23 protein-coding genes are annotated in these 20,757 nt (G+C 71.1%); 3 read left to right on the top strand and 20 right to left on the bottom strand.

The genetic code is table 11. From position 1 onward, the window contains the following. Positions 1–35: 35 nt before the first annotated feature. From L7D48_RS01145 to L7D48_RS01205, 13 genes are all read right to left on the bottom strand, one after another. Positions 36–359 carry a hypothetical protein gene (locus L7D48_RS01145; protein WP_237876162.1) on the bottom strand — a complete coding sequence of 108 codons (324 nt, stop codon included), beginning with the start codon at positions 357–359 and terminating at the stop codon, positions 36–38. Further along, the gene (locus L7D48_RS01150) at positions 356–517 is read right to left on the bottom strand and encodes a hypothetical protein (protein ID WP_237876164.1); all 162 of its coding nucleotides are present in this window, start codon (positions 515–517) and stop codon (positions 356–358) included. The genes L7D48_RS01145 and L7D48_RS01150 overlap by 4 nt, the downstream gene beginning before the upstream one ends. Before the next feature lie 33 nt (positions 518–550). Further along, the gene (locus L7D48_RS01155) at positions 551–754 is read right to left on the bottom strand and encodes a hypothetical protein (RefSeq protein ID WP_237876166.1); all 204 of its coding nucleotides are present in this window, start codon (positions 752–754) and stop codon (positions 551–553) included. Positions 755–842: 88 nt separating this feature from the next. Further along, positions 843–1,052, bottom strand: a complete 210-nt coding sequence (locus L7D48_RS01160) for a hypothetical protein (RefSeq protein ID WP_237876169.1) — start codon at positions 1,050–1,052, stop codon at positions 843–845. Between the two features lie 32 nt (positions 1,053–1,084). Next, positions 1,085–1,405, bottom strand: a complete 321-nt coding sequence (locus L7D48_RS01165; protein ID WP_237876172.1) for a hypothetical protein — start codon at positions 1,403–1,405, stop codon at positions 1,085–1,087. Next, positions 1,402–2,979, bottom strand: coding sequence for a DUF2637 domain-containing protein (locus L7D48_RS01170; RefSeq protein ID WP_237876174.1), 1,578 nt, complete (start codon positions 2,977–2,979; stop codon positions 1,402–1,404). Before L7D48_RS01170 ends, L7D48_RS01165 begins: the two co-directional genes overlap by 4 nt. After that, positions 2,976–3,182, bottom strand: coding sequence for a hypothetical protein (locus tag L7D48_RS01175; protein WP_237876179.1), 207 nt, complete (start codon positions 3,180–3,182; stop codon positions 2,976–2,978). Before L7D48_RS01175 ends, L7D48_RS01170 begins: the two co-directional genes overlap by 4 nt. Further along, on the bottom strand, positions 3,179–3,487 hold the full coding sequence (locus L7D48_RS01180; RefSeq protein ID WP_237876184.1) for a hypothetical protein: 309 nt from the start codon (positions 3,485–3,487) through the stop codon (positions 3,179–3,181). Before L7D48_RS01180 ends, L7D48_RS01175 begins: the two co-directional genes overlap by 4 nt. Further along, a complete protein-coding gene (locus L7D48_RS01185) occupies positions 3,484–3,987 on the bottom strand; it encodes a hypothetical protein (RefSeq protein ID WP_237876189.1) in 504 nt (167 codons plus the stop codon). The genes L7D48_RS01180 and L7D48_RS01185 overlap by 4 nt, the downstream gene beginning before the upstream one ends. Positions 3,988–4,345: 358 nt before the next feature. After that, complete coding sequence (locus L7D48_RS29510) at positions 4,346–4,672, bottom strand: IS3 family transposase (RefSeq protein ID WP_374490585.1); 327 nt, start codon at positions 4,670–4,672, stop codon at positions 4,346–4,348. After that, the gene (locus L7D48_RS01195; RefSeq protein WP_237876199.1) at positions 4,669–5,655 is read right to left on the bottom strand and encodes a BtrH N-terminal domain-containing protein; all 987 of its coding nucleotides are present in this window, start codon (positions 5,653–5,655) and stop codon (positions 4,669–4,671) included. Before L7D48_RS01195 ends, L7D48_RS29510 begins: the two co-directional genes overlap by 4 nt. Positions 5,656–5,739: 84 nt before the next feature. Further along, on the bottom strand, positions 5,740–5,979 hold the full coding sequence (locus tag L7D48_RS01200) for a carbamoyltransferase C-terminal domain-containing protein (RefSeq protein ID WP_374490574.1): 240 nt from the start codon (positions 5,977–5,979) through the stop codon (positions 5,740–5,742). Continuing rightward, a complete protein-coding gene (locus tag L7D48_RS01205) occupies positions 5,976–6,389 on the bottom strand; it encodes a hypothetical protein (protein WP_308312206.1) in 414 nt (137 codons plus the stop codon). Before L7D48_RS01205 ends, L7D48_RS01200 begins: the two co-directional genes overlap by 4 nt. A 99-nt stretch (positions 6,390–6,488) precedes the next feature. On the opposite strand from L7D48_RS01205, the gene L7D48_RS01210 reads away from it, so the two are divergent. Further along, the gene (locus tag L7D48_RS01210) at positions 6,489–7,259 is read left to right on the top strand and encodes an IS5-like element IS112 family transposase (protein WP_237876213.1); all 771 of its coding nucleotides are present in this window, start codon (positions 6,489–6,491) and stop codon (positions 7,257–7,259) included. Between the two features lie 64 nt (positions 7,260–7,323). On the opposite strand, the gene L7D48_RS01215 is transcribed toward L7D48_RS01210, so the two are convergent. The 3 genes from L7D48_RS01215 to L7D48_RS01225 form a co-directional block, all read right to left on the bottom strand. Then, complete coding sequence (locus L7D48_RS01215; protein ID WP_237876218.1) at positions 7,324–8,550, bottom strand: TrpB-like pyridoxal phosphate-dependent enzyme; 1,227 nt, start codon at positions 8,548–8,550, stop codon at positions 7,324–7,326. A gap of 306 nt (positions 8,551–8,856) precedes the next feature. Further along, on the bottom strand, positions 8,857–9,900 hold the full coding sequence (locus L7D48_RS01220) for a ParB/RepB/Spo0J family partition protein (protein ID WP_237876222.1): 1,044 nt from the start codon (positions 9,898–9,900) through the stop codon (positions 8,857–8,859). 849 nt (positions 9,901–10,749) lie between these two features. Next, on the bottom strand, positions 10,750–12,048 hold the full coding sequence (locus L7D48_RS01225) for a zinc-dependent alcohol dehydrogenase (RefSeq protein WP_237876227.1): 1,299 nt from the start codon (positions 12,046–12,048) through the stop codon (positions 10,750–10,752). A gap of 340 nt (positions 12,049–12,388) precedes the next feature. Between L7D48_RS01225 and ctaD the strand changes: the two genes are divergently transcribed. Together ctaD and L7D48_RS01235 are read left to right on the top strand one after the other, a co-directional pair. Beyond that, on the top strand, positions 12,389–14,089 hold the full coding sequence (gene ctaD, locus L7D48_RS01230; protein ID WP_237876232.1) for a cytochrome c oxidase subunit I: 1,701 nt from the start codon (positions 12,389–12,391) through the stop codon (positions 14,087–14,089). Then, positions 14,086–14,472 (top strand): cytochrome c oxidase subunit 4, encoded by a 387-nt coding sequence (locus tag L7D48_RS01235; protein WP_237876236.1) that lies wholly within the window; start codon positions 14,086–14,088, stop codon positions 14,470–14,472. Before ctaD ends, L7D48_RS01235 begins: the two co-directional genes overlap by 4 nt. Positions 14,473–14,511: 39 nt before the next feature. Here the strand turns inward: L7D48_RS01235 and L7D48_RS01240 are convergent, their stop codons facing one another. From L7D48_RS01240 to L7D48_RS01255, 4 genes are all read right to left on the bottom strand, one after another. After that, on the bottom strand, positions 14,512–16,143 hold the full coding sequence (locus L7D48_RS01240) for a ubiquinol-cytochrome c reductase cytochrome b subunit (RefSeq protein ID WP_237876242.1): 1,632 nt from the start codon (positions 16,141–16,143) through the stop codon (positions 14,512–14,514). Positions 16,144–16,363: 220 nt separating this feature from the next. Continuing rightward, entirely contained in the window at positions 16,364–18,178 is a 1,815-nt protein-coding gene (locus L7D48_RS01245) for a thiamine pyrophosphate-requiring protein (RefSeq protein WP_237876247.1), read from the bottom strand. A gap of 305 nt (positions 18,179–18,483) precedes the next feature. Further along, positions 18,484–19,299, bottom strand: coding sequence for a hypothetical protein (locus L7D48_RS01250; protein WP_237876252.1), 816 nt, complete (start codon positions 19,297–19,299; stop codon positions 18,484–18,486). After that, a complete protein-coding gene (locus L7D48_RS01255) occupies positions 19,299–20,579 on the bottom strand; it encodes a VWA domain-containing protein (protein ID WP_237876257.1) in 1,281 nt (426 codons plus the stop codon). Before L7D48_RS01255 ends, L7D48_RS01250 begins: the two co-directional genes overlap by 1 nt. Positions 20,580–20,757: the final 178 nt, after the last annotated feature.

Raw genomic sequence — 20,757 nt, forward strand, 5'->3', positions numbered from 1 at the left:
CAAGCTGGCAGGCCGTGCGCCCGCCCCGGGGGTCTCTACCGGCGCAGCGCCCTCTCGCAGCGCCTCAGCCGGTCTTCGGCGGCCTTCCGGGCCGTCTTCGCGGCGGCCCGCTCCTCCCGGCTGGCGGCCTTCTCGGCCGCGCGGGCGGTGGCCAGGTCGTTCTTCGCGTCCTCGAGCTGCCGCTGCAGCGCGGCCTGCTCGCGGGTGGCCCGGTCGGCGGCCGCGGCGTCGATGGCGTCCAGCTGCCGCTGGATGCGCGGGTCGACGGCGTCGGCGAACGCCTGCTTGGTGCCGCGGGCCACCAGGGCGGCCCGCCGCCGGCGCTCGGCCGGGGTGTAGATGCGGGTCGGGGTGCTCACCGCTCCTCCTTCTCGGCGGTCTCGGTGAGGGCGGCGGCCTGGGCGAGCTGGGCCCAGACGGCGGCCCGGGTCACGTACCGGTCGTGCAGCTCGCCCTGCTCGCTGGGCGCCTTCCGCAGCAGCTCCTCGGCCTTGGCGCGGTAGTCGAGCGAGTCCATGACGTTCTCCTTCAGGTGTGGGTGGTCGGGTGGTCAGCGGCGGTTGAGCTGGTCCCACTGGGCGGCGAGCTGGTCGGCGGCCTTCTCGGCCTCGGCCTTGGTGGCGTGGAAGGACACGATGTGTCCGCCGGTCATGCCGGACCGCAGCCCGATGGCGGGCTGTCCGGTCTCGGGGTCGGTGGTGGCCTCGGTGGTGTACGCGGAGCGGGCGGAAGTGGTGCGGCGGAACAGGCCCATAGCGGGCTCCTCTCGGATCGGTGGGCCGGGACTGTCCCGGCTCCCCGCCCCCGCCCGCCGTGGTGGCCGGGCGAGGACAGGCAGCCGGTCAGCCGCGGCGCTCCGCGACGGTGCGGAGCACGTCCTCGATCACGTCGGCGGGCAGCAGGCCCTTGTCGATCGCGGCGAGGGTTGCGAACTGCTGGGCGATCCGCTCGCGGCCCTCCATGAGCTGCGTGGAGTACTTCGCGTTGCTTTCCTCGTTCTTCTGGGCCGACTTGCGCAGCAGGGCGGCGGCCTCTTCGAGGTAGCGAGACATGAGTGGTCCTCTCAGGTGGACTGGCTAGGTGGTTAGGCGCGCTTCTCGCGGTCGGCTCGGATGTCCTGCCACACCGACCGCAGCACCAGCAGGCACACCGTCAGCGCGACGGCGGAGACGGCGACCGCGACGGCCGAGACGGCGACGGCCAGCAGGAAGACCGAGCCGCCGACTCCGGCGGCCACCCACTTCCCCGTGTTGCTCGACTGCGGCGCCGGCACCGGGTGCGGGTGCTGGCACACCGGCCGCTGCTGGGCCTGGGCGGCCTGGACGGCGGCCAGCAGCAGCGCGTACTGCTCCGACTGCTGGGCAGCCTGCACCGCCTCGGCGGCGGCCTTCTCCACGTCGCTCATGACTGGACTCCGTTCGACTCGGGCCGGTAGCCACCGGCCAGCAGCTCGGCGGCCTGGGCGCGGTACTGCGAGGCGGTCGACTCCGCCACCCCGAGCGCTTCGGCGACGCGGCCCAGCGGCAGCCGCTCGGCGTCCCCGCCGGCCTCGGCCAGCACCATCCGGGCCACCCTCCGCACGGCCCGCTCCTTAGGCGTCAGCCGCAGCTCGTCCTCGGCTTCGACCGCGCGCCGCTCCACTTCGAGGGCACGGGCGCGCGCTTCGGCAGCAGCCAGCCGGGAGCGCTCGGCGTCCGCCCGCCGGGCCTCTTCGCGGGCTTCGGCGGCGGCCTTCTCCTCCTCGGCTTCGGCTGCGCCGCGCCGCGCTTCGGCGGCGGCCCGCTCGACTTCGGCGGCACGCTCGTTCACTTCGGCCGCGCGCAGCCGGGCTTCGGCAGCAGCCGCCGTCTCCAGCGCCCGTTCCTCCACCTCGGCCGCCCGCGCCGCCTTGTCCGCCTCGGCCCGCTCGGCAGCGGCCCGCCGCTCCAGCTCGGCCGCCTCCAGCGCGGCAGCGGCAGCGGCCTTGCGCTCCTGCGCCTCCTTGCGCTCCGCCTCGGCCTCGCGGGCGCGGGCCTCGGCCAGGACGGCGGAGTCCAGCGCCTCGGCCTCCAGGACGGCCAGCCGCTCCGCGGCGGCCGTCTCCGCCTCCACCTCGGCCGCGGTGGTCTTCACCGAGCCGTCGGCCCGCAGCTCGGCCCGGCGGCGCTCCGCCTCCCGCTCCTTGGCCCGGATCGCCTCCTGGGCCTTACGGTCGGCCTCGGCCTCCCGGCGCTCCCGCTCGCGCTCCTCGGCCGCCTGGGGCAGCGCCAGGGCCTCCTCCACCGTCAGCCCGTAGCGGGCCATCGTCAGCGGCAGACGCTCATCCGAGGGCGCCTTCTTGGCCTTGCCGTAGCGGCGCTCCAGCATCACCCGGTAGACGCGCAGCGCCTGCTCCCGCGCCACCACGGCCGAGTAGGACAGGCCCCACAGCTTCATGCGGCGCCACATGCTCCAGGTGCGGGCCGGGGACAGCAGCCACCGCAGCAGCGGCACCCCGCCGGTCTCCCGGCCGGCCTCCAGGTCGGCGGTGCGGATGACCAGGAAGCGGGCGGCCTCCACCGCCACCACGAACAGGCACGGCATGACCGCGTGCATGGCCGCGGCCACCGGATCGGCCAGCGGCCCGTGTTCTCCGGCGTTGGCGTTGAACCACACCGTCGCCAGCGTCAGGCCGTGCGCCACCGGCCGCAGCCACGGCCAGGACACCCCCCGACGCAGCAGGTACAGGTCGGCAGCCAGCGCCACGATGATCCCGGCGTCCACCCCGATGGGGAACCACGGCGCGAAGCCCCCGAAGCCCTTCTCCACGGCGAGCTGCCGCAGGGCGGAGTAGGACCCGGCGAACCCGATCCCGGCCACCACCGCGCCACCGAGAACGGCGACGCACAGCAGCAGCCGACCAAGGATCGCGGCCCGGTCCCGGCCCGTGCCCGAAGCGGCGGCCCGCGTGCCCGAAGCCGCGCCCGGTGTGCTCGAAACGGCGGTCACAGCGGTACTCACTGCGCGCCCACCTCCTTCAGGACGGCCCGCACCGCGCGGTGCGCGGACAGGCACACGCCGTGCCGGTCACCGGACCGGTGGGCGGTGATCAGGGCATCGAGCAGCAGCTCGACCGGGGGAAGCGGCCGGGCCGACCGGCCCGCCGCCGAGATGGCGGCGGACTCGGTCGGGCGCGGCACCGTCACGTAGCGGGAGGTGCTCACCGCTGCTCCTCCTTCGGGGCGAGCAGCACCCGGCGGGCCGTCTCGAAGCGGGCCAGCCGCTCGGCCGCGCCCTTGATGGCGCCCAGCTCCACGTCGACCGCGCGGTTCAGGTTCGCCAGCTCCTCGCCGTGCTGCACTGCCAGCCGCTCGGCCGCCGGCTGCTCCTCCAGCAGCTCCAGCAGCCGCTCGATGACCACCGACATGCGGCCCACCATGCGGGGCGCCGCCTGGTCCTCGGCGAAGTCCAGCGCGGCCACGTCCTCCAGGACCCGGCGGGCCGTCTGAACGGCCGCGAGCCGCTTCACCGGGCACCGCCGGCGGTACGCGCGGCGGCGGCCAGACGGGCCAGCTGCCGCAGCTTGTCGGCGTGCGCCTCCAGCTGGTCCGCGAACGCCTCCAGCGCCTCGGGCGCCAGCTCGGCGCACAGCGAGTCGCCGCTGGCGTCCAGCGACACGAACGGCTCGGCGGTGTGCCCGCTGGAGAACGGCCACTGTGAGACGTCCGCGGTCAGGATCTCCTCCGTCTGCGGGTCGCCGAACGTCGGCGCGGGCAGCGAGATCGGCAGGCTGTGGTGCGAGACGTCCTGGATGAACGCGGCGTCGTCCTCGACGTGGTCGACCACGCACCAGGTGGGGCAGGGGATCGCCACCAGGGCGCCGCCGATGCGGGCCTGCACCATCCGGCCGGCGGCCTCGGACCGCGGGGCGGGGATGGCCGGCGCGGCCAGCGCCTCGGACTTCGGGGTCAGGAAGAACGGGATCGGCTCATCGGCCGAGTTGACGGCACTCTGTACCTTGTTGCTCATGGTCTGGACTCCCTTGTGTCTTCGCTTCGGAAGGGGTCCGGCCACAGGCGCCGTACCGGTGGTGGTGCACCGGGCGGCGCCGTCTCACAGATGTCTCACGGACTCTGCGATGAGGGCCGGTCTTTGGAGTCCTGACCTGGGCTTTAGCCGCTCTCTCTGTACTGCATGGACCGTGTGGACGATTCCTCGTTCACTGGGGGTCAAGGGGTCGCAGGTTCAAATCCTGTCGTCCCGACACTGTGACCAGCGGGTCTGCCGGATACGGCGGGCCCGCTGTTTCACGTTCGGGTGACGGTGATGCCCGGGTGATGCCACCGCCCGGGTCGGCCGGTCACCCGTCACCGTCCGGCGTCTCGGCTCACGCGGCCTGAGCCGTTCCGGTCGGCCCGTGGTCGCGGTCGGCGCGCTCCAGGGCCAGCTCCCCCATCAGCCGCTCGACGGTGCAGCGGGCCACGTGCACACCCTCGCGCCGCAGCGCGCGGGTGATCCGGCGGGCGTCATAGGTGCCGCCGGACTCAGCAGGGGCCTGTTCGATCAGCGGCATGAGCTGCTCGTCACGCAGCCGGCGTACGGACTTCGGCCGCCCCTGCGGGCGTAGTAGGCGGACTCGGGCCAGCCGTGATGTGTCCCGGCATCGGGTGAGCGGACGGCACCGGGAACAGCACGAGAAGGGCGCCGATGTCAGCTCGACAGGTCCATGAGACGCCGCATCAGGTTCTGCTCCTCCTCGGCGGCCTCATGAACCCTCTTCGAGGCATCCCGGAGGCACTCCCGCGACGACGTGACTCCGGCCTCGTGCACCAGCCCGGCTACTTCGGTCCACCTCTTCGCAACTTCCCGGTAAGATTCCGAGATGTCATGAAAGTCACCGATGCCGGTGAGTTCGGCTGTCTCTTCGAGGAAATCCGCCCACATCGTGCGGAACAGCCCTCCGCCGGTTCCCGCATCCTCCATGACCGTGGAGATCTCGGGAAGACCGTCCTCGGGCGACTCGAGGGCGTCGAGCCACTGTGGCATCAGATCGGCGACTTTGTGCATGCCCTTGAAACCGAAGTTGGAAATCGGAGGGTTCAGGAATCTCTCTGCCGCCGCCCTGATGCCCCTACGGGCGGCTTCCCCCAGATCAGGAAGGCCACCCTTCCGGGGCTCCAGGGTGAAGGCGCGGTTGCGCGAACTCATCGGACCTCCGGGCTTACGCGCGGACGCGAGGGATTCACCGGAGGCCCATCGCAGACCGAGCGGCCGGGTTTCCACCAGGGCGAAACGGTCTCCGTCGTATCCGACGCAGGCGACATAGTGGGCCGCGAACCGGAAGTCATCGGTTGAGTAGTCCAGCAAGTAGCGGTCGAGCTTGAGTCCGACAAAGTTTCCGGAATCAAGCTCTGCCAGCAGATTTTCTTTCGCCCGCCTCGCCGAGGACGTCTCGTGCACCGACAGCCGCAGGTTCAGTGCGTCCGCGAGGTTCGCGGACAGCAGGTCGGGCTTGATGCGGCCACCGACGAACGGCGTCGGCATCTGCTTTGTCCGCCAATAGATGAACGACAGACCACCTGCCAGACCGAAAACGAACGACTCCGACAGGTCGATGTCCCGCTGCCGCAGCAGATTCACGAGGGTGGTCGACTCACAGTGACTACCGACGAACGGGTGTTCCTCCAAGAGCGACACCTGTCCACGCCTCCCTTCCTCCGCGGTAGAGCGTAGCGCAACCCTCTGGAATGCAATTGCGGACTTCCAAGATCGGAAAGCAGCTCACTCGGTCACATGACGCGACACCAGGAAGTTTCCCAGAAACAGGTGATCCATCTCCGTCTTGAGGAAGCAGGACAGGGCATCCGCGGGTGAGCAAACGATGGGTTCACCGGCAACGTTGAACGAGGTGTTGATCAGACAGGGAACCCCGGTCAGCTCGGTGAACTCACGCAGCAGCTCGGCGAGCAGCGGGTTGCTCCGCTCAGCGCTGTCCCGTAATCTCACGAGGCTGAGGGTCATGCCGTGTCCGGGTCGGCGCCGATGGCACCGGCCGAGCGAAGCGAACGCCCGAGGTCTTTGGTGAGGATGCGGGGGTGGCGCCGCCACCACCACAGGTCGGGGCCGGGCAACCTGTGGAACTGATCGAGTGCTTGGCCGTCGTCGTCGATGGTCACGGCCTTGTACTGGTCGTCCAGAGCTTTGATCCGCGGGGTCCAGAGCTGGACGACGTGTTCGTCCAGCAGGAGCCACGCCTCGTGCAGCCAGTTTCGGCAGTAGAGGTCGTTGGTGTACTCGTGGATGTCGTCGCCGTAGCCGCGCTCGATGACGCTCACCAGGGCAGCCCACGCGTTCACCCTTTCAGCGACCGTGAATGCCGTCCGCCAGCCGCGCTGGTGCAACAGCTCTCCCACCTCGGTTTCAGTAGCCACGGGCGTGAGGCTCTCATGCCGAATCCGTCCGGGCGACCGAGATGTGTCCCGTCAGAGGCCGGCGGCCCCGCAGCATGATCAAGATGAGACGATCTCGCCGTGGCTGGTGTGATCACGGCGTCGGAGCCGTCCTGGATAGCCCCGTTCAGCGGGCTGAGCCCGAGGCAGTTCGGGAAGCTGGTGACCGTTCTGCGGCGCCAGGGTGCGGACGCCGTCCGCAAGGGCCGGCCGTGGAGCCTTCCGCTGGAGGACCGGGCCCTGCTGGTCGCGGCCTACTGGCGTACGAACCTGACCATGCGGCAACTCGCCCCGCTGTTCGGGGTGTCCAAGTCGGCGGCGGACCGCATCATTGACCACCTCGGGCCGATGCTCGCGCTTCAGCCCCGCAAAAGGTTCGCCAAGGACACCGTACTCATCGTGGACGGCACCCTGGTCCCCACCCGCGACCACACCATCGCCGAGCGGTCGAAGAACTACCGGTACTCCACCAACCACCAGGTCGTCATCGACGCCGACACCCGCCTGGTCGTCGTGGTCGGCCGGCCGCTCGCCGGAAACCGCAACGACTGCAAGGCATGGGAGGAGTCCGGCGCCAAGGCCGCCGTCGGCAAGACCATGACGATCGCCGACGGCGGCTACCCGGGCACCGGACTCGTCATCCCGCACCGCCGCGAGCGCGGCCAGGCCGGACTCCCGGACTGGAAAGAGGAACACAACAAGTCCCACAAGCAGGTCCGAGCCCGCGTCGAGCACGCCTTCGCCCGCATGAAGACCTGGAAGATCCTCCGCGACTGCCGCCTCAAAGGCGACGGCGTCCATCACGCCATGCTCGGCATCGCCCGGATGCACAACCTCGCCCTCACCGGATAGCGAGCGGGCCGCACAGCGGCCAACCATGCCCGAGGCAACCCGAAGATCATTTACGGGACAGCGCTTAGGTGTCGAGCAGGACTTCGTTGTAGCCCTGCAGGTCGAGCAAACCGGAGCCGCTGGCCAGGACGACGATCACCGGTTCAAGGGCGTGCGCGTCGGCCTTGGCCACCACGTCCAGGGCCGCGGCGACCGCGTGACCCGCCTCGGGGGCGAGCAGCAGGCCCTCGGTCCGCAGCAGGAGCCGGCCGGCCTCGAGCGCCGTGCGCTGGTCGAAAGCGACGGCGTCCAGGACTCCCTTGTGCCGCAGCAGGCTGACCAGGGGGGAGCTGTGATGGTTGCGCAGGCCGCCGACGTGGTTGGGCGGGGGTATGAAGTCCTCGCCCAACGTGTAGCCCAGCACCTCGGGTGTGAATCCGCCCAGATCGGTGCGGCCGTACTCGTAGACGCCCTTGGTGAGCCGGGGCGCCGCGGTGGATTCCGCGGCGAGGAAGCGAAGATCCGCTCCGTCGGCCTTGGCCCTCAGATGAGGGCCGATGAGTCCGCAGAGGTTGCTTCCGCCACCCGAGCACGCGATGAGGTGGTCGCCACGGCCCTCGACGCCGAGGGCCTCGCCGTGAATCTCCCTGAGCTGCGTCGCCACCTCGAGCCCGAGCAGGGTCTGGTGGAGGTAGACGTGCGGCATTCCGCTGCCGGCGAGATACGCGGCGGAGGGCCGGCCCAGGGCGTACTCGATCGCGTCACTGATCGCGGTGCCGAGGCTGCCGGGGTGGTCCGGCACGTCCTGGAGGATCTTCCGTCCGATCGCGGTCCGAGGCGATGGTGACGGCTGGACCTCGGCGCCCAGGAGTTCCATGTAGTGCCGCCGGTATGGCTTCTGCTCCAGCGAGCACCTCACCATGAAGATCTCGGCCCGCAGACCGAACATCCTCGCGGCCAGCGCGACACTCATCCCCCACTGGCCGGCCCCGGTCTCGGTGACGAGCGTGGTCCGTCCCTCCTCGGCCGCATAGTAGGCCTGAGCGATCGCGGTGTTCAGCTTGAAGCTGCCGGTGGGCAGGACGTCTTCACGCTTGAGGTAGATCCTCGCGCCCGTACCGAGGTGTTTCTCGAGTCGGCGTGCCCGATGCAACGGTGTAGGCCGACCGCACTGCCGCAGCAGCTCCGTGACCGGTTCGGGTATCGCAATCCTCTTCTGGTCCGAACCGTTCTGCTCGACGAGGGCGCGGGGCCGAATCCTTGCGGATATCTCAGCGGCGGTGGGACTTCCGGAGTCCCGGACCTCGGGCATGGGGCCGGGAAGATCCCCCCAGGAAGTTGTACCACCATGTTGGCATGACCGGTGGCGGAAGATCGCTAAGAGTACTCGATTTCACGTTCCCCCCGCTTCGGATGTGTGAAGCCATCGTACGCGCGCGGTCGAACACCGCACAATATGACGGTCGAAGGCCGTGGCTGCTCTCCGGCCTGTTGTATCGGCTTTTCACGGAAGAGCCGGCAGGAATCGACAGGAGGGATTACCGCCATGTCGGCGAAATCAGCCAGAGATGTCGAGCCGAGTTTTTCGGCAGCAGTGCCCGATGAACCGGACGGGTATCTATGCGTCAGCTTCTCGGAAATTTATCCGTTCCGTCAACGATTCCGCCAGGAGCTGCCAGCTCGCGGCCTGGCGCCGCGCCAGCTCGGCGATCACCGGCGCGCAGTGGATCGGGAGGCTGCTCGCCATGGCCGCCCAGTCGTTCGGCTGGGTGGCCGAGGGGTCCAGTGTCCGCAGCAGCTTCCGGCCCACCTCGGTGAACCGGAGGGAGGGGTCGGCCCGCAGCCGCTGGACCGCCAGTGAGAGGTCCTCGTACGCCGGATGCCTCCTGGAGCGCCTCACGACCGCGGCGCTGCCGGCTCCACCGTCCCGGTCCGGCCCATCATCCGGCTGGGGCGCCGTCGGGGGTTCCTCCCGGGCGGCGCGTGCCCGCTTCCGCACGTCCTTCGCCGTGGTGAGCGAAATACCCGCGGCACGCGCCACCTCCCGCGCCGGTGCGTCGGGGTGCGCGGTGAGGTACACCATCGCGCGTCGGCGGCCTTCGGCGGCCGCGAGCGGATAGGCCACGCCGTCACGTCCGAGTCGCACGGCGGTCGGGTGCGGAAGTTCCGCACCCGACCGTTTCCTGAGCGCCGCGATGGTCTTGTCGGACAGCCCGGTGATCCCTGCCAGCCGTCGATTGGACCATTCCGGGAAGTCGGCCAGCATCTGGAGAGCCGCGGCCTTGCGGTCGGACAGCGTGAGCGGCAGCCCATGGCTGCTGTTCAGCTTGACCGCGAGCACGAAGGCTTCCCGCTCGTCGCCGTTGAAGAGGACAGCACTGATGTGGGTGGCGCCGCTGTTCTCCGCCGCCCTGAGCCGGTGCACACCGTCGATGACCGCCATCGTCTTGCGGTGGACCACAATCGGCGGCAGTTCGGAACACACTTCGGCCAGCGCATTGATGTGTCGTGGGTCCTCTCCTCCTGTACGAGGTGAACCCGCGACCAGAATTCTGCTGATCGGTACTCGGATGACCTCCGACAGGAGCCCGCCGAGGTGCGGATCCGGACAGCGGAAGTGGTGCTGTAACGGCTTCTCTGCGGAAACAGAGACGTGACCCATCTTTCTTCCCTCCCGTCAAATCTCCAGCGGAGCCACCGGTGGCAGCACGACGCGTCCGGATGGGAACGGGTCAGGCGGAGCCGCGGGCCGAGGAACGAGGAAAGAAAGAGCCGCCCCAGGCGGCCGCAAAGTCATGGAACATCGAGTCCCCCCCCTGACGCAATGCCGAGAACCTGCTCCAGCACCCTGCCAGGAGGACCGGACCGGCGCAAGACCTGATGCCCGGCGATCCTATGGGGAAATTCGACAACTTCTTGATCGTCGATCAAGTGCCGACGCGAAGAGGAAAGAAAGATTCCGGAAGCGTCGGTCTCGCAGGCCGCAACAGGAAATAGACCGGCCGGGCGGACTGGTTTCGCCGGCATTCTCGGCATCGGCGTGGGATCACCGGGAACGGCATCGGCCGGCCTCCCTGCGTTCCCCGACCGCCCGCGGCCTGCCGGTGTTCGACCGACCGCCTCCGACACCCACGCGCCGGCCCGGCCGGCGCGGCCCCGGCCGAGCGGAACGACGCGTGGAGGCAGGCCCGCCGCTGTGCGGCCTCGTACCGCGCCAAGGCCCGGCTCCGCCCGGTCGAGCCGGAAACCGGCAATACCACCCTGCCCGCCGGACCCACCGCGTAGCCTCGGAGCCGAGAGCGCCGAGCGGCCGCCGGTACACCGTTCCGGCGGAAGCGCCCCGCCGGAGGCCGTATACGACGAATCCAGCGGAGGGAGGGGTCCGACAGCTCCATCCGGCGCCAAGGTCACAGGACCACCGTGCGCGCCGCGAGGAGTTCTGTGCGCACCGCACAACAGGGTCGGCCCCGGGACGCGCCCGGGCACGGGTGGCCGGGCGCCGCCGGGGCGGTCACCTCCTCCCGGTCTCACCGGTCCCCGCCGTGGTGGCCGCCCCGGTACCGGCCGCCTCGCCGAGGCCGGGGGCGACCGAGCCGCGGCCTTCCACACCGAGGGCCACCTTCGTCCAGCCCGACTCCCGGCGGTCGAACGTCCGGTACGCCTCCACCGCGTCCGGGACCTCGGCCCAGCGGGTCAGCAGCGGGGTCGGGTCCAGCTCGCCGGAGGCGACCATGGACACCAGGCGGGGCAGGTAGCGGCGGTGGTTGCAGTTGCCCATCCGCAGGGTGAGGTTCTTCATGAACGCCTCGCCGAACGGATAGTGCCCCACCTGCGGCGGATAGACCCCGATGGTTCCCACCGTGCCGGCCTTGGCCGCCATCCGCACCGCCCAGCGGGCCGCCAGCGACGGCGCGTCGCCGGGGACCCAGGTGTCGCCGTCGGGCCGCTGCTCGGGGGCCACCTCGTCGCGCTCGCGGTCGAACTCCCGCGCCTGTCCGGCCAGGGCCTCGGCGGCCGGGCCGCGGGCGGGGCGCTGCGCGTCGACACCGACCGCGTCGATCACCCGGTCCACGCCGATGCCGCCGGTCAGGTCCAAGGCCGCCTCGACGGGTTCCTCGGCGTTGAAGTCGACCGTCTCGGCGTGCTGGTCGCGGGCCAGGTCGAGACGGTCGGGGACGCCGTCCACCACGATGATGCGCCCGGCGCCCTGGAGCCGGGCGCAGGCGATCGCGGCCTGGCCCACGGGGCCGGCGCCGAGGATCGCGACCGTGTCGCCGGAGCCGATCTCGGCCAGCCGCGCGCCGAACCACGCCGTGGGATAGATGTCGGACAGCAGGATCGCCTGCGCGTCGTCGACGGTGTCCGGCAACGGCACCAGCCCGACGTGCGCGTACGGGATCCGGGCGTACTCCGCCTGCAGTCCGTCCAGACCGCCGGCCGCCTCGGGACCGCCGAAGAACACCGTGCCCGCCCGGCGCCCGCCGGGGTTGGCGTTGTCGCACTGGGCGTAGTAGCCGGCCCGGCAGTAGCTGCACGTCCCGCAGGCGACGGTGGAGGGCACCACCGCCCGGTCGCCCGGGCGGAAGTTCCGCACGCCCGCGCCGACCTCCTCCACGATTCCGACGGCCTCGTGGCCCAGGATCCGGCCCTCCTTCATGCCCGGCATCGTGCCGCGCACGAAGTGCAGGTCGGTCCCGCAGATCGCCGACGAGGTGATCCGCACGATCGCGTCGTACGGCTCGTGGATCTTGGGTTCCGGCACCTCCTCCACCCGGATGTCGCCGACGCCGTGCCACACAACAGCCTTCATGGGCCCTCCTCGTCCTCGGTCGGCCGTGTACGCCGAACGGGTCGCGGGTGCCCTGGGCCCCATCGCCGAAACAGATCGCCGAAACAGGGGCTCCACCGCCGGAACGACCGTGTGCGCCTCCCCTAAACGGTCCGGCGCCACGGCGCCTCGCTCCGGCTGGACCGCTCCCGGGTGCCGGGCCACCGCACCCCGGTACGGTGGCCGGCCGCCTCTTCTCCGCGCGGCTCCGCCGTACGCACCCGTTTCACCGGCCGCGCGTGAGGTTACGCGGTATCAGGCCGCCTGTGTCCCGCACGCGGCCGCGCGAGTGACGAGAGCGGGCAGGAGGGCGCCTGGCGCCATGACCGATGTGAACGAGGAGCCGCACGCCCACCGCGCTCCCGCCCCCGCGGGAGGCGGGGCGGGGCTGGGCCGGCCGCTGCTGCGCTGGCTGACCACCACCGACCACAAGGTGATCGGCAATCTGTACATCGCCACCGCCTTCGCCTTCTTCCTGGCCGCCGGGGCGATGGCCCTGGTGATGCGGGCCGAGCTGGCCGCACCGGGGCTGCAGCTGGTGAACAACCACCAGTACAACCAGCTCGTCACCATCCACGGCACGATCATGATGCTGCTGTTCGCGACCCCGATGTTCGCCGGGTTCGCCAACGCGGTGATGCCGCTGCAGATCGGCGCGCCGGACGTGGCGTTCCCCCGGCTGAACGCCTTCACCTACTGGGTGTTCCTGTTCGGCGGTCTGATGGTGGTCTCCGGCTTCCTCACCCCCACCGGTGCCGCGTCCTTCGGCTGGTTCGCCTACGCCCCGCTCAACAACGAGGCGTACTCGCCCGGCCTGGGCGCCGATCTGTGGACGATGGGCCTGGTGGTGGCGGGGCTCGGCACGATCCTGGGCGCGGTCAACTTCATCGCCACGATCATCTGCCTGCGCGCTCCGGGCATGACGATGTTCCGGATGCCGATCTTCACCTGGAACGTGCTGTTCACCTCGATCCTGGTGCTGATCGCCTTCCCGCCGCTGAGCGCCGCGCTGCTGGCCCTCCAGTCCGACCGCACCTTCGGCTCGCACGTCTTCGACGCCTCCAACGGCGGCGCGCTGCTGTGGCAGCACCTGTTCTGGTTCTTCGGCCATCCGGAGGTCTACATCGTCGCGCTGCCGTTCTTCGGCATCATCACGGAGATCATTCCGGTCTTCAGCCGCAAGCCGATCTTCGGCTACCTCGGCCTGATCGGTGCCACGATCGCCATCACCATGCTGTCGGCGGTGGTCTGGGCGCACCACATGTTCGCCACCGGGGCGGTGCTGCTGCCGTTCTTCTCCCTGATGTCGTTCCTGATCGCGGTGCCCACCGGCGTGAAGTTCTTCAACTGGATCGGCACGATGTGGAAGGGTTCGCTGAGCTTCGAGACGCCGATGCTGTGGGCGATCGGCTTCCTGGTCACCTTCCTGCTCGGCGGGATCACCGGTGTCATCCTGGCCTCCCCGCCGCTGGACTGGCATGTGACCGACTCCTACTTCGTGGTGGCACATCTGCACTACGTGCTGTTCGGCACGGTCGTCTTCGCGATGTTCGGCGGTTTCTACTTCTGGTGGCCGAAGTTCACCGGGAGGATGCTCGACGAGCGGCTGGGGAGGATCCACTTCGCGCTGACCCTGGTCGGCTTCCAGCTCACCTTCCTGGTCCAGCACTGGCTCGGCCAGTTCGGCATGCCGCGCCGCTACGCCGACTACCTGGAGGCCGACGGATTCACCGCCCTCCACCTCGTCTCCACGGCCGGCTCGATGATCCTGGGGATCTCGACGCTGGTGTTCCTGTACAACCTCTGGTGGACCGCCCGGTACGGGAGGAAGGCGGAGGGGAACGACCCGTGGGGTTACGGCCGCTCGCTGGAGTGGGCGACCTCCTGCCCGCCGCCGCGGCACAACTTCACCGCCCTGCCGCGCATCCGCAACGAGGGCCCCGCCTTCCGCCTGCACCACCCGGAGATCACTTCGCACGAGCAGCGCAAGCCGCTGGAGCCACCGGAGCCGGAGAAGCAATGAAGGTCGAGACCTACCTGTTCGGCGGGGTGGCGCTGTTCTTCGCGCTGACCGCCACCGTGTACGCCGTCTTCGCCGACGACCCGGCCGGGACCGCCGCCCTGTTCATCGCCTTCCTGATGGCCTCGCTGGTCGCCTTCTTCCTCGCGGTGCAGCACCGCAGGGCGGGCGGCAGGCCGGAGGACCGGCGCGACGGCGAGATCGCCGACCGCGCCGGGCCGGTGGACTTCTTCCCGGACGGCAGCCCGTGGCCCCCCGTCACCGCGCTCGGCGTCACCCTGACGGCGGCCGGGGTGGTGCTGGGTCTGTGGTTGTTCCTGATCGGCTCCGGCGTCCTGGCGGCGGGGGTGTCCGGCTTCGTCCTCCAGTACGCCCGGCGGAACTGACCGGTACGCCCGCCAGTACGCCCGGCGGAGCCGTAGCGGTCACTCCCGGGTGCCGGCACGCTCCAGTTCGCCGGGGTCGCCGGAGTCACCGGGGGGTCCGGGCATGGGCATCCGTGCCGCGTCGCGGTAGTACCAGCGGCTCAGCGCCGCCCGTACGCGCCGTGCCCGCCGTCCTCGCGGGCCGGGCTCCAGCGGGCGCGGCACCTGCCGTGCCCTGGCCCGCAGCACACCGCGCTCGTGCGGGGACAGCTGCCGGTGGGAGGGCTGGAAGCCGCCCTCCACCGACTGCCGCACCTGCCCCGTCGGCTCGCCCTCGGCCAGTCGCTCGGCGTCCCGCTCCCGCAGGGCCAGGCACAGTCGCTTGGTGACGGCGAAGACCAGCACGGGCGCGAGGAAGAGGGCCACCCGGAGGAACCAGACCAGTCCTTCCAGCGGGATGCGCAGGGCGTGGGAGAGCACGTCCTGGCCCCCGGCCGCCAGGAGAACCGCGTAGAAGGTGGTGCCGGCCGCTCCCAGCCCGGTGCGGACCGGATGGTCTCGGGGCCGGTCGCACAGGTGGTGCTCGCCGGGGTCGTGGGTGACCCACCGTTCGAAGAACGGGTAGGCGTACAGCGCCAGGAACATGGCCGCGGGCAGCAGCAGTGCGGGGACCAGGGGGTTCCACGCCACGGTGTGGCCGGCGACCGTCGTCTCCGCCCCGGGCATCAGCCGCAGCGAGCCCTCCAGGAATCCCACGTACCAGTCCGGCTGGGATCCGAAGGAGACCTTGTCGGGGCGGTAGGGGCCGTACGCCCAGACGGGGTTGATCTGGACCAGGCCGCCGGCGAGCACGAGGACGCCGGCGACCGCGAAGAACAGGCCGGCCGACTTGGCGGCGTACTGGGGGAAGAACGGCTTTCCCGCCACGTTGCGGTTGGTGCGTCCCGGCGAGGCCCACTGGGTGTGCTTGTGGTAGACGATCAGGAACAGGTGGAGCACGATCAGGCCGACCAGCAGCCCCGGCACCAGCAGGATGTGCAGCGAGTACAGACGGGGGATGACGTCCTCGCCGGGGTACTCGCCGCCGAAGGCGAAGAAGGCGAGGTAGGTGCCGATCACCGGGACGGACAGCATGATGCCCTCGGTGATCCGCAGTCCCGTCCCCGACAGCAGGTCGTCGGGGAGGGAGTAGCCGCTGAACCCCTCCACCGTCGCCAGCAGGAACAGGGTGACCCCGACCATCCAGTTGGCCTCGCGCGGCCTGCGGAACGCCCCGGTGAAGAAGATCCGCAGCATGTGCACGGCGATCGAGGCGAGGAACACCAGCGCCGCCCAGTGGTGGGTCTGGCGCATCAGCAGGCCGCCGCGCACGTCGAAGCTGATGTCCAGGGCGGAGGCGTACGCCTGGGACATCGGTGTCCCCCGCAGCGGCGCGTACGAGCCGGTGTACACCGTCTGGGCCATGCTCGGTTCGAAGAACAGCGTCAGGTAGACACCGGTCAGCAGCAGTACCGCGAAGCTGTACAGGGCCAGCTCGCCCAGCAGGAACGACCAGTGGTCGGGGAAGGCCTTGCGCAGCAGTTCGCGGGCGGCCTCGGACACCGGCAGCCGCCGGTCCAGTGTGCGGTAGCCGTGACGCGCCGCCTCCTGTGCCTCGTTCCTCCACCGCGCTCGTCTTCTCGACAGCAACATCGGCGCCCTTTCTCTCCCTCACCACGCGAAGCGCGCCAGTGCCCGCCGTTCCGTGTGCCAAACGCCAAAGGCCCGTAAGTCCCGGCGGGAGGAGGGCGCGATCTCGGTGGAATGGGCATCCGGGGGACCGCCGACCGGGTCCGCGCCCCCGGCCGCCCGGGGTTCTGCCCCCGGCGTCCGTTGCCGGGGGCGGCGCCGGGGAGCGCGGTGGGCGGGGTGCTCACCCGCCCTGTTCCTCCTCGGGGCGCTTGCCGCCGGGCAGGAACTCCTGCACCTTGGCCTTGACCCCCTGCCGGACCATCGAGCCCCGGTCGCTGTCGCCGCGCAGGATCGCGGAGGCGGTGGCCCCCATCTGGTCCCAGGTGGCGTGCGGGGGGATCGGCGGCACGGCGGGGTCGGTGCGCACGTCGATGACGAAGGGGCGGTCGGCCGCCAGTGCCCGCTCCCAGGCGGGCCGGACGTCGTCCGGCTTCTCCACGCGCGTCCCGTCCAGACCGAACCGGGTGGCGATCTCGGCGTAGGGCAGGTCGGGGATGTGCTGGGACTCCTCGAACTGCGGAGCGCCGCTCATCGACCGCATCTCCCAGGTGACCTGGTTGAGGTCACGGTTGTTCAGCACGCACACGATCAGCCGCGGGTCGGACCACCGGGAGTGGTACTTGGCGGCGGTGACCATCTCCATCAGGCCGTTCATCTGCATCGCCCCGTCGCCGACCAGGGCGATGGCCGGCCGGTCGGGGTGGGCGAACTTCGCCCCGACGGCGTAGGGCACGCCCGGCCCCATGGTCGCCAGCGTGCCCGACAGCGAGCCGCGCATCTCGCCCCTGAAGCGCAGGTGGCGGGCGTACCAGTTGGCGGCCGAGCCGGAGTCGGCGGTGACGATGGCGTCCTCGGGCAGCAGTCCGTCCAGCGCGTGCACCACGTACTCGGGGTTGACCGGGTCCGCCTCCAGCGCGGCGCGCCGCTGCATCACCTCCCACCATCGGGAGACGTTCTCCTCGACGGTGTGCCGCCAGGCGCGGTCCTCCTTGCGGTGCAGCAGCGGCAGCAGCCGCTCCAGGGTGGCGCGCGCGTCGCCGACGAGGTTCACCTCGAAGGGGTAGCGCAGGCCGACCATGTGCGGGTCGATGTCGATCTGCACCGCTCGCGCCTGGTCGAGTTCGGGCATGAACTGGGTGTACGGGAAGCTGGAGCCGATCACCAGCAGGGTGTCGCAGTCGCGCATCAGCTCGTAGCTGGGCCGGGTGCCCAGCAGCCCGATGGCGCCGGTGACGTAGGGCAGCGTGTCGGGCAGGGCGTCCTTGCCCAGCAGCGCCTTGGCCACTCCCGCGCCGAGCACGTCGGCGGTCCGCTCGACCTCGCTCCGCGCGCCCCGGGCGCCCTGGCCGATCAGCACGGCCACCTTCTCGCCGGCGTTGAGCACCTGCGCCGCCCGCGCGAGGTCCTCGTCCGCCGGGATTGGCGCGGACCTGCCCAGCCCGAGGCTGGAGGGCACCATCTTGAACTCGTGTCCGGGCGGGGTGTAGTCCAGCTCCTGCACGTCGGCCGGGAGGATGATCGCGGTCACCGTGCGCCGGCCGTAGGCGGTGCGGATCGCCCGGTCGATGAGGTTGGGCAGCTGCTCGGGCACCGTCGCCGTCTCGCAGAAGTCGGAGGCGACGTCCTTGTACAGGCTGTGCAGGTCGACTTCCTGCTGGTAGGAGCCGCCCATCGCGCTGCGGTTGGTCTGGCCGACGATCGCCACCACCGGTACGTGGTCGAGCTTGGCGTCGTACAGGCCGTTGAGCAGGTGGATCGCCCCGGGGCCGGAGGTCGCCGCGCACACCCCCACCTTGCCGGAGAACTTCGCGTAGCCCACCGCCTGGAAGGCCGACATCTCCTCGTGCCGGGACTGGACGAACTTCGGCCTGTCCCCCGCCCGGCCCCACGCGGCCAGCAGACCGTTGATGCCGTCTCCCGCGTAGCCGAAGACGTGGTCCACTCCCCACTCGCGCAACCGCCGCAGAACGTAGTCGGCCACCTTCGTGTTCGCCACTCGTCTCTCCGTTCCCTGTGTCCTGGAAGTGCCCGGCCACCGCATCGCCGTGGACGCCCTCCCCCGCGGCCGGTGGCAGAGCCGGCACCTGTCCGTTCCGGGGGCGGCGGGTCATCGCCTGGGTAACCGTGCCGTCCGGTGCGAAACATCGCACCGCTCCGTCCGCCCGGCACCGGCGGCAGGGCCGGAGAGTGGCCGCACGGCGGCCGGTGCCGGCCGGGAACACACCGGTGTGTCCGGCGGCGGAACGCCCGCCGGACAGCCGTGGGAAGGGCCCGCCGCGTGAGCGGCGGGCCCCGGTGGCCTCAGGCGCTGGGCGGCACGTGCCGCGGGCGTCCCGAGCCCCGCGTCAGCGCGTATCCCCCGATGCCCGCGAGCGCCGCCAGCACCGCGCCGGAAGCCGTCCACACCCAGCGGTCGGACCACCGGCCCGACGACCAGCCGTCGTCCGGCTCGATGGCCGACAGCACCGCCGGCACGCCGGAGTCCTCCTCGTCCTCGTCCTCGTCCTGCCGCTGCGCCATCGCGACGCCCGGTATCAGCGGCTCGGCCAGCCGGCCGTCCACGGCCGCCGCCCCGCCCATGTCCTCCGACTCCACCCGCACCTCGGCGGCCACCGGCTGCCCGAGGTCGGCCGTCCGTACGCCCACCGCCGTCAGCCGGAGGTAGTACGTGCCCGGCAGCGGATCATTGGCCCACGGCTCCGACCAGGCCCGCACGGTGCGCAGCACGCACGCCAGCTCCACCGACTCGGTGCCCGCGGCGGCGGTGCGGGTCTGCGCGCCGTACTGGCACGCCTGGCGGCGCCTCAGGCCGTCGTAGACGTCGATCTGCCAGGTCTGCGCCGCGTGCTCCGCGGGGAGCTTCACCGTCGCCCGCACGGTGGGGCGCTGACCGGTGTCGGCCGGGAACGACCAGTACAGGTAGTCACCGGCCGAGGCGTTCGCCGTCGCCGTCCGCCCCTGGTCGATCTCCGTCGCCGTACGGAACGACGTGCCCGCCGACGTGGGCGCCGCGCTGTCGTCGGACGGGCTCGGGGAAGGTGTCGAGTCGGCCGCGGCGGGTCCCGCCGCGAGGCCGACCGTCAGCAGCGCGGCACTCACCACGCGTGTGATCCGCATCAGTTGGTCCTCCACACCGCGACACGCCAACGCGACAGCCAGCCCCACAGCACACCCGCGAGGAAGCCGGCCACCACCAGGACACCGAGCAGCCACCAGCCGCGGCCGAGTCCGAAGGAGGCCACGTCGCCGGCCTGCGACGGACCGTCGACCACGTCCACGGTCAGCTCCAGCGGCATGCCGGGGCTGGTCTTGACTCCGGACGCCGCCGAGAAGGAGTTCGTCACCCGAAGGCACACCGTCTCCGCCTCGGCCTCCGCCTCCTCGCCGTCACCCCCGCCGTCGGCGTCCGGCTTCGGGTAGCGCAGACCGGTGGAGATCACGTCGGTGCGGCCGTTGCCGGCCGCCTCGCCGCGCACGATCTCCCGGCCGTGCTCCGTGACCGCGCGCAGCAGCACCCCGTAGTTCGGGTTGACCGCCCGGTCCGCCGCCACGCTCACCGAGGCGCGCAGCTCCTGACCGGGCGCCACGTCCACCCGGTACCAGCGCTCCTGGCCGAACTCCTCGCGGTCGGTGTACAGGCCGGACTTCAGGACCGGCGCGTCGGCGCACCGCGCCGCGCCCTCCACGGCCACCGGCGTCACCACCGGGTCGGCCGCCCGTTCCACCAGCTGGTTGACCTTCTCGGTGAGTTCGTCGGTGTGCTCCACCGAGGTGTAGGTGCCGCCGGTGGCCTCGGCGATGCAGCTGAGCTGCTGCCGCATCTTCGTGTTCGGCACCAGGCCGAGGGTGTCGATGGTCAGGCCGATGCCCTTGGCCGCGATCTCCCGGGCGACCTCGCACGGGTCGAGCGGGGCGCAGGTGTCCTCTCCGTCGCTGATCAGCACGATCCGCTTGGAGCCGGTGCCGCCGTCGAGGTCGTCGGCCGCCTTCAGCAGGGCCGGCCCGATCGGTGTCCAGCCGGTCGGCGTCAGCGTGGCCACAGCCGTCTTGGCCTCGGTGCGGTCCAGCGGGCCGACCGGGTACAGCTGCGCGGTGTCCTTGCAGCCCGTCTTCCGGTCGTCGCCGGGGTAGTCGGCGCCGAGTGTGCGGATGCCGAGCCGGACCTCCTCGGGGGTGGCGTCCAGCACCTCGTTGAACGCCTGCTTGGCCGCGGCCATCCGCGACTGTCCGTCGATGTCCCGCTCGCGCATCGAACCGCTGACGTCGATCACCAGGTTGACCTTCGGCGCGTCCGCGGTGGTCTCGTCGGCGGCCGCCCCGGCCGGGAACGCGAGCCCGGCGGCGAGTACGGCGAGCAGGGCTCCCAGGCCCATCGCCGACCGTTGTTTTCTGATCATCGGCGGATCCTATTGATCCTCGCCGTCGTGGGCCAAAACACGCTTGGGGCTCGACAGTTCGGGCTGCCCGCCTCGCCCGGCTCGTCGAGGACCCGAACCGGTGTCCGGCCGCCGTCCGGATCGGGATCACCCCGGCGGGCTTCCTGGCGTCGGCGACGGCGGGCGGGGTGCCCGGGGC

Source organism: Streptomyces sp. ICN903 (assembly GCF_022015835.1).
Classification (GTDB): Bacteria; Actinomycetota; Actinomycetes; order Streptomycetales; family Streptomycetaceae; genus Streptomyces; species Streptomyces fenghuangensis.

What these genes read in the sequence shown, in the direction of transcription:
- L7D48_RS01165 (WP_237876172.1), bottom strand. Translation starts at nt 1,405, where the DNA reads ATGAGCGACGTGGAGAAGGCCGCCGCCGAGGCGGTGCAGGCTGCCCAG.
- L7D48_RS01160 (WP_237876169.1), bottom strand. Translation starts at nt 1,052, where the DNA reads ATGTCTCGCTACCTCGAAGAGGCCGCCGCCCTGCTGCGCAAGTCGGCC.
- L7D48_RS01150 (WP_237876164.1), bottom strand. Translation starts at nt 517, where the DNA reads ATGGACTCGCTCGACTACCGCGCCAAGGCCGAGGAGCTGCTGCGGAAG.
- ctaD (WP_237876232.1), top strand. Translation starts at nt 12,389, where the DNA reads ATGACCGATGTGAACGAGGAGCCGCACGCCCACCGCGCTCCCGCCCCC.
- L7D48_RS01185 (WP_237876189.1), bottom strand. Translation starts at nt 3,987, where the DNA reads ATGAGCAACAAGGTACAGAGTGCCGTCAACTCGGCCGATGAGCCGATC.
- L7D48_RS01240 (WP_237876242.1), bottom strand. Translation starts at nt 16,143, where the DNA reads ATGTTGCTGTCGAGAAGACGAGCGCGGTGGAGGAACGAGGCACAGGAG.
- L7D48_RS01155 (WP_237876166.1), bottom strand. Translation starts at nt 754, where the DNA reads ATGGGCCTGTTCCGCCGCACCACTTCCGCCCGCTCCGCGTACACCACC.
- L7D48_RS01235 (WP_237876236.1), top strand. Translation starts at nt 14,086, where the DNA reads ATGAAGGTCGAGACCTACCTGTTCGGCGGGGTGGCGCTGTTCTTCGCG.
- L7D48_RS01255 (WP_237876257.1), bottom strand. Translation starts at nt 20,579, where the DNA reads ATGATCAGAAAACAACGGTCGGCGATGGGCCTGGGAGCCCTGCTCGCC.
- L7D48_RS01215 (WP_237876218.1), bottom strand. Translation starts at nt 8,550, where the DNA reads ATGCCCGAGGTCCGGGACTCCGGAAGTCCCACCGCCGCTGAGATATCC.
- L7D48_RS01225 (WP_237876227.1), bottom strand. Translation starts at nt 12,048, where the DNA reads ATGAAGGCTGTTGTGTGGCACGGCGTCGGCGACATCCGGGTGGAGGAG.
- L7D48_RS01220 (WP_237876222.1), bottom strand. Translation starts at nt 9,900, where the DNA reads ATGGGTCACGTCTCTGTTTCCGCAGAGAAGCCGTTACAGCACCACTTC.
- L7D48_RS01250 (WP_237876252.1), bottom strand. Translation starts at nt 19,299, where the DNA reads ATGCGGATCACACGCGTGGTGAGTGCCGCGCTGCTGACGGTCGGCCTC.
- L7D48_RS01200 (WP_374490574.1), bottom strand. Translation starts at nt 5,979, where the DNA reads ATGACCCTCAGCCTCGTGAGATTACGGGACAGCGCTGAGCGGAGCAAC.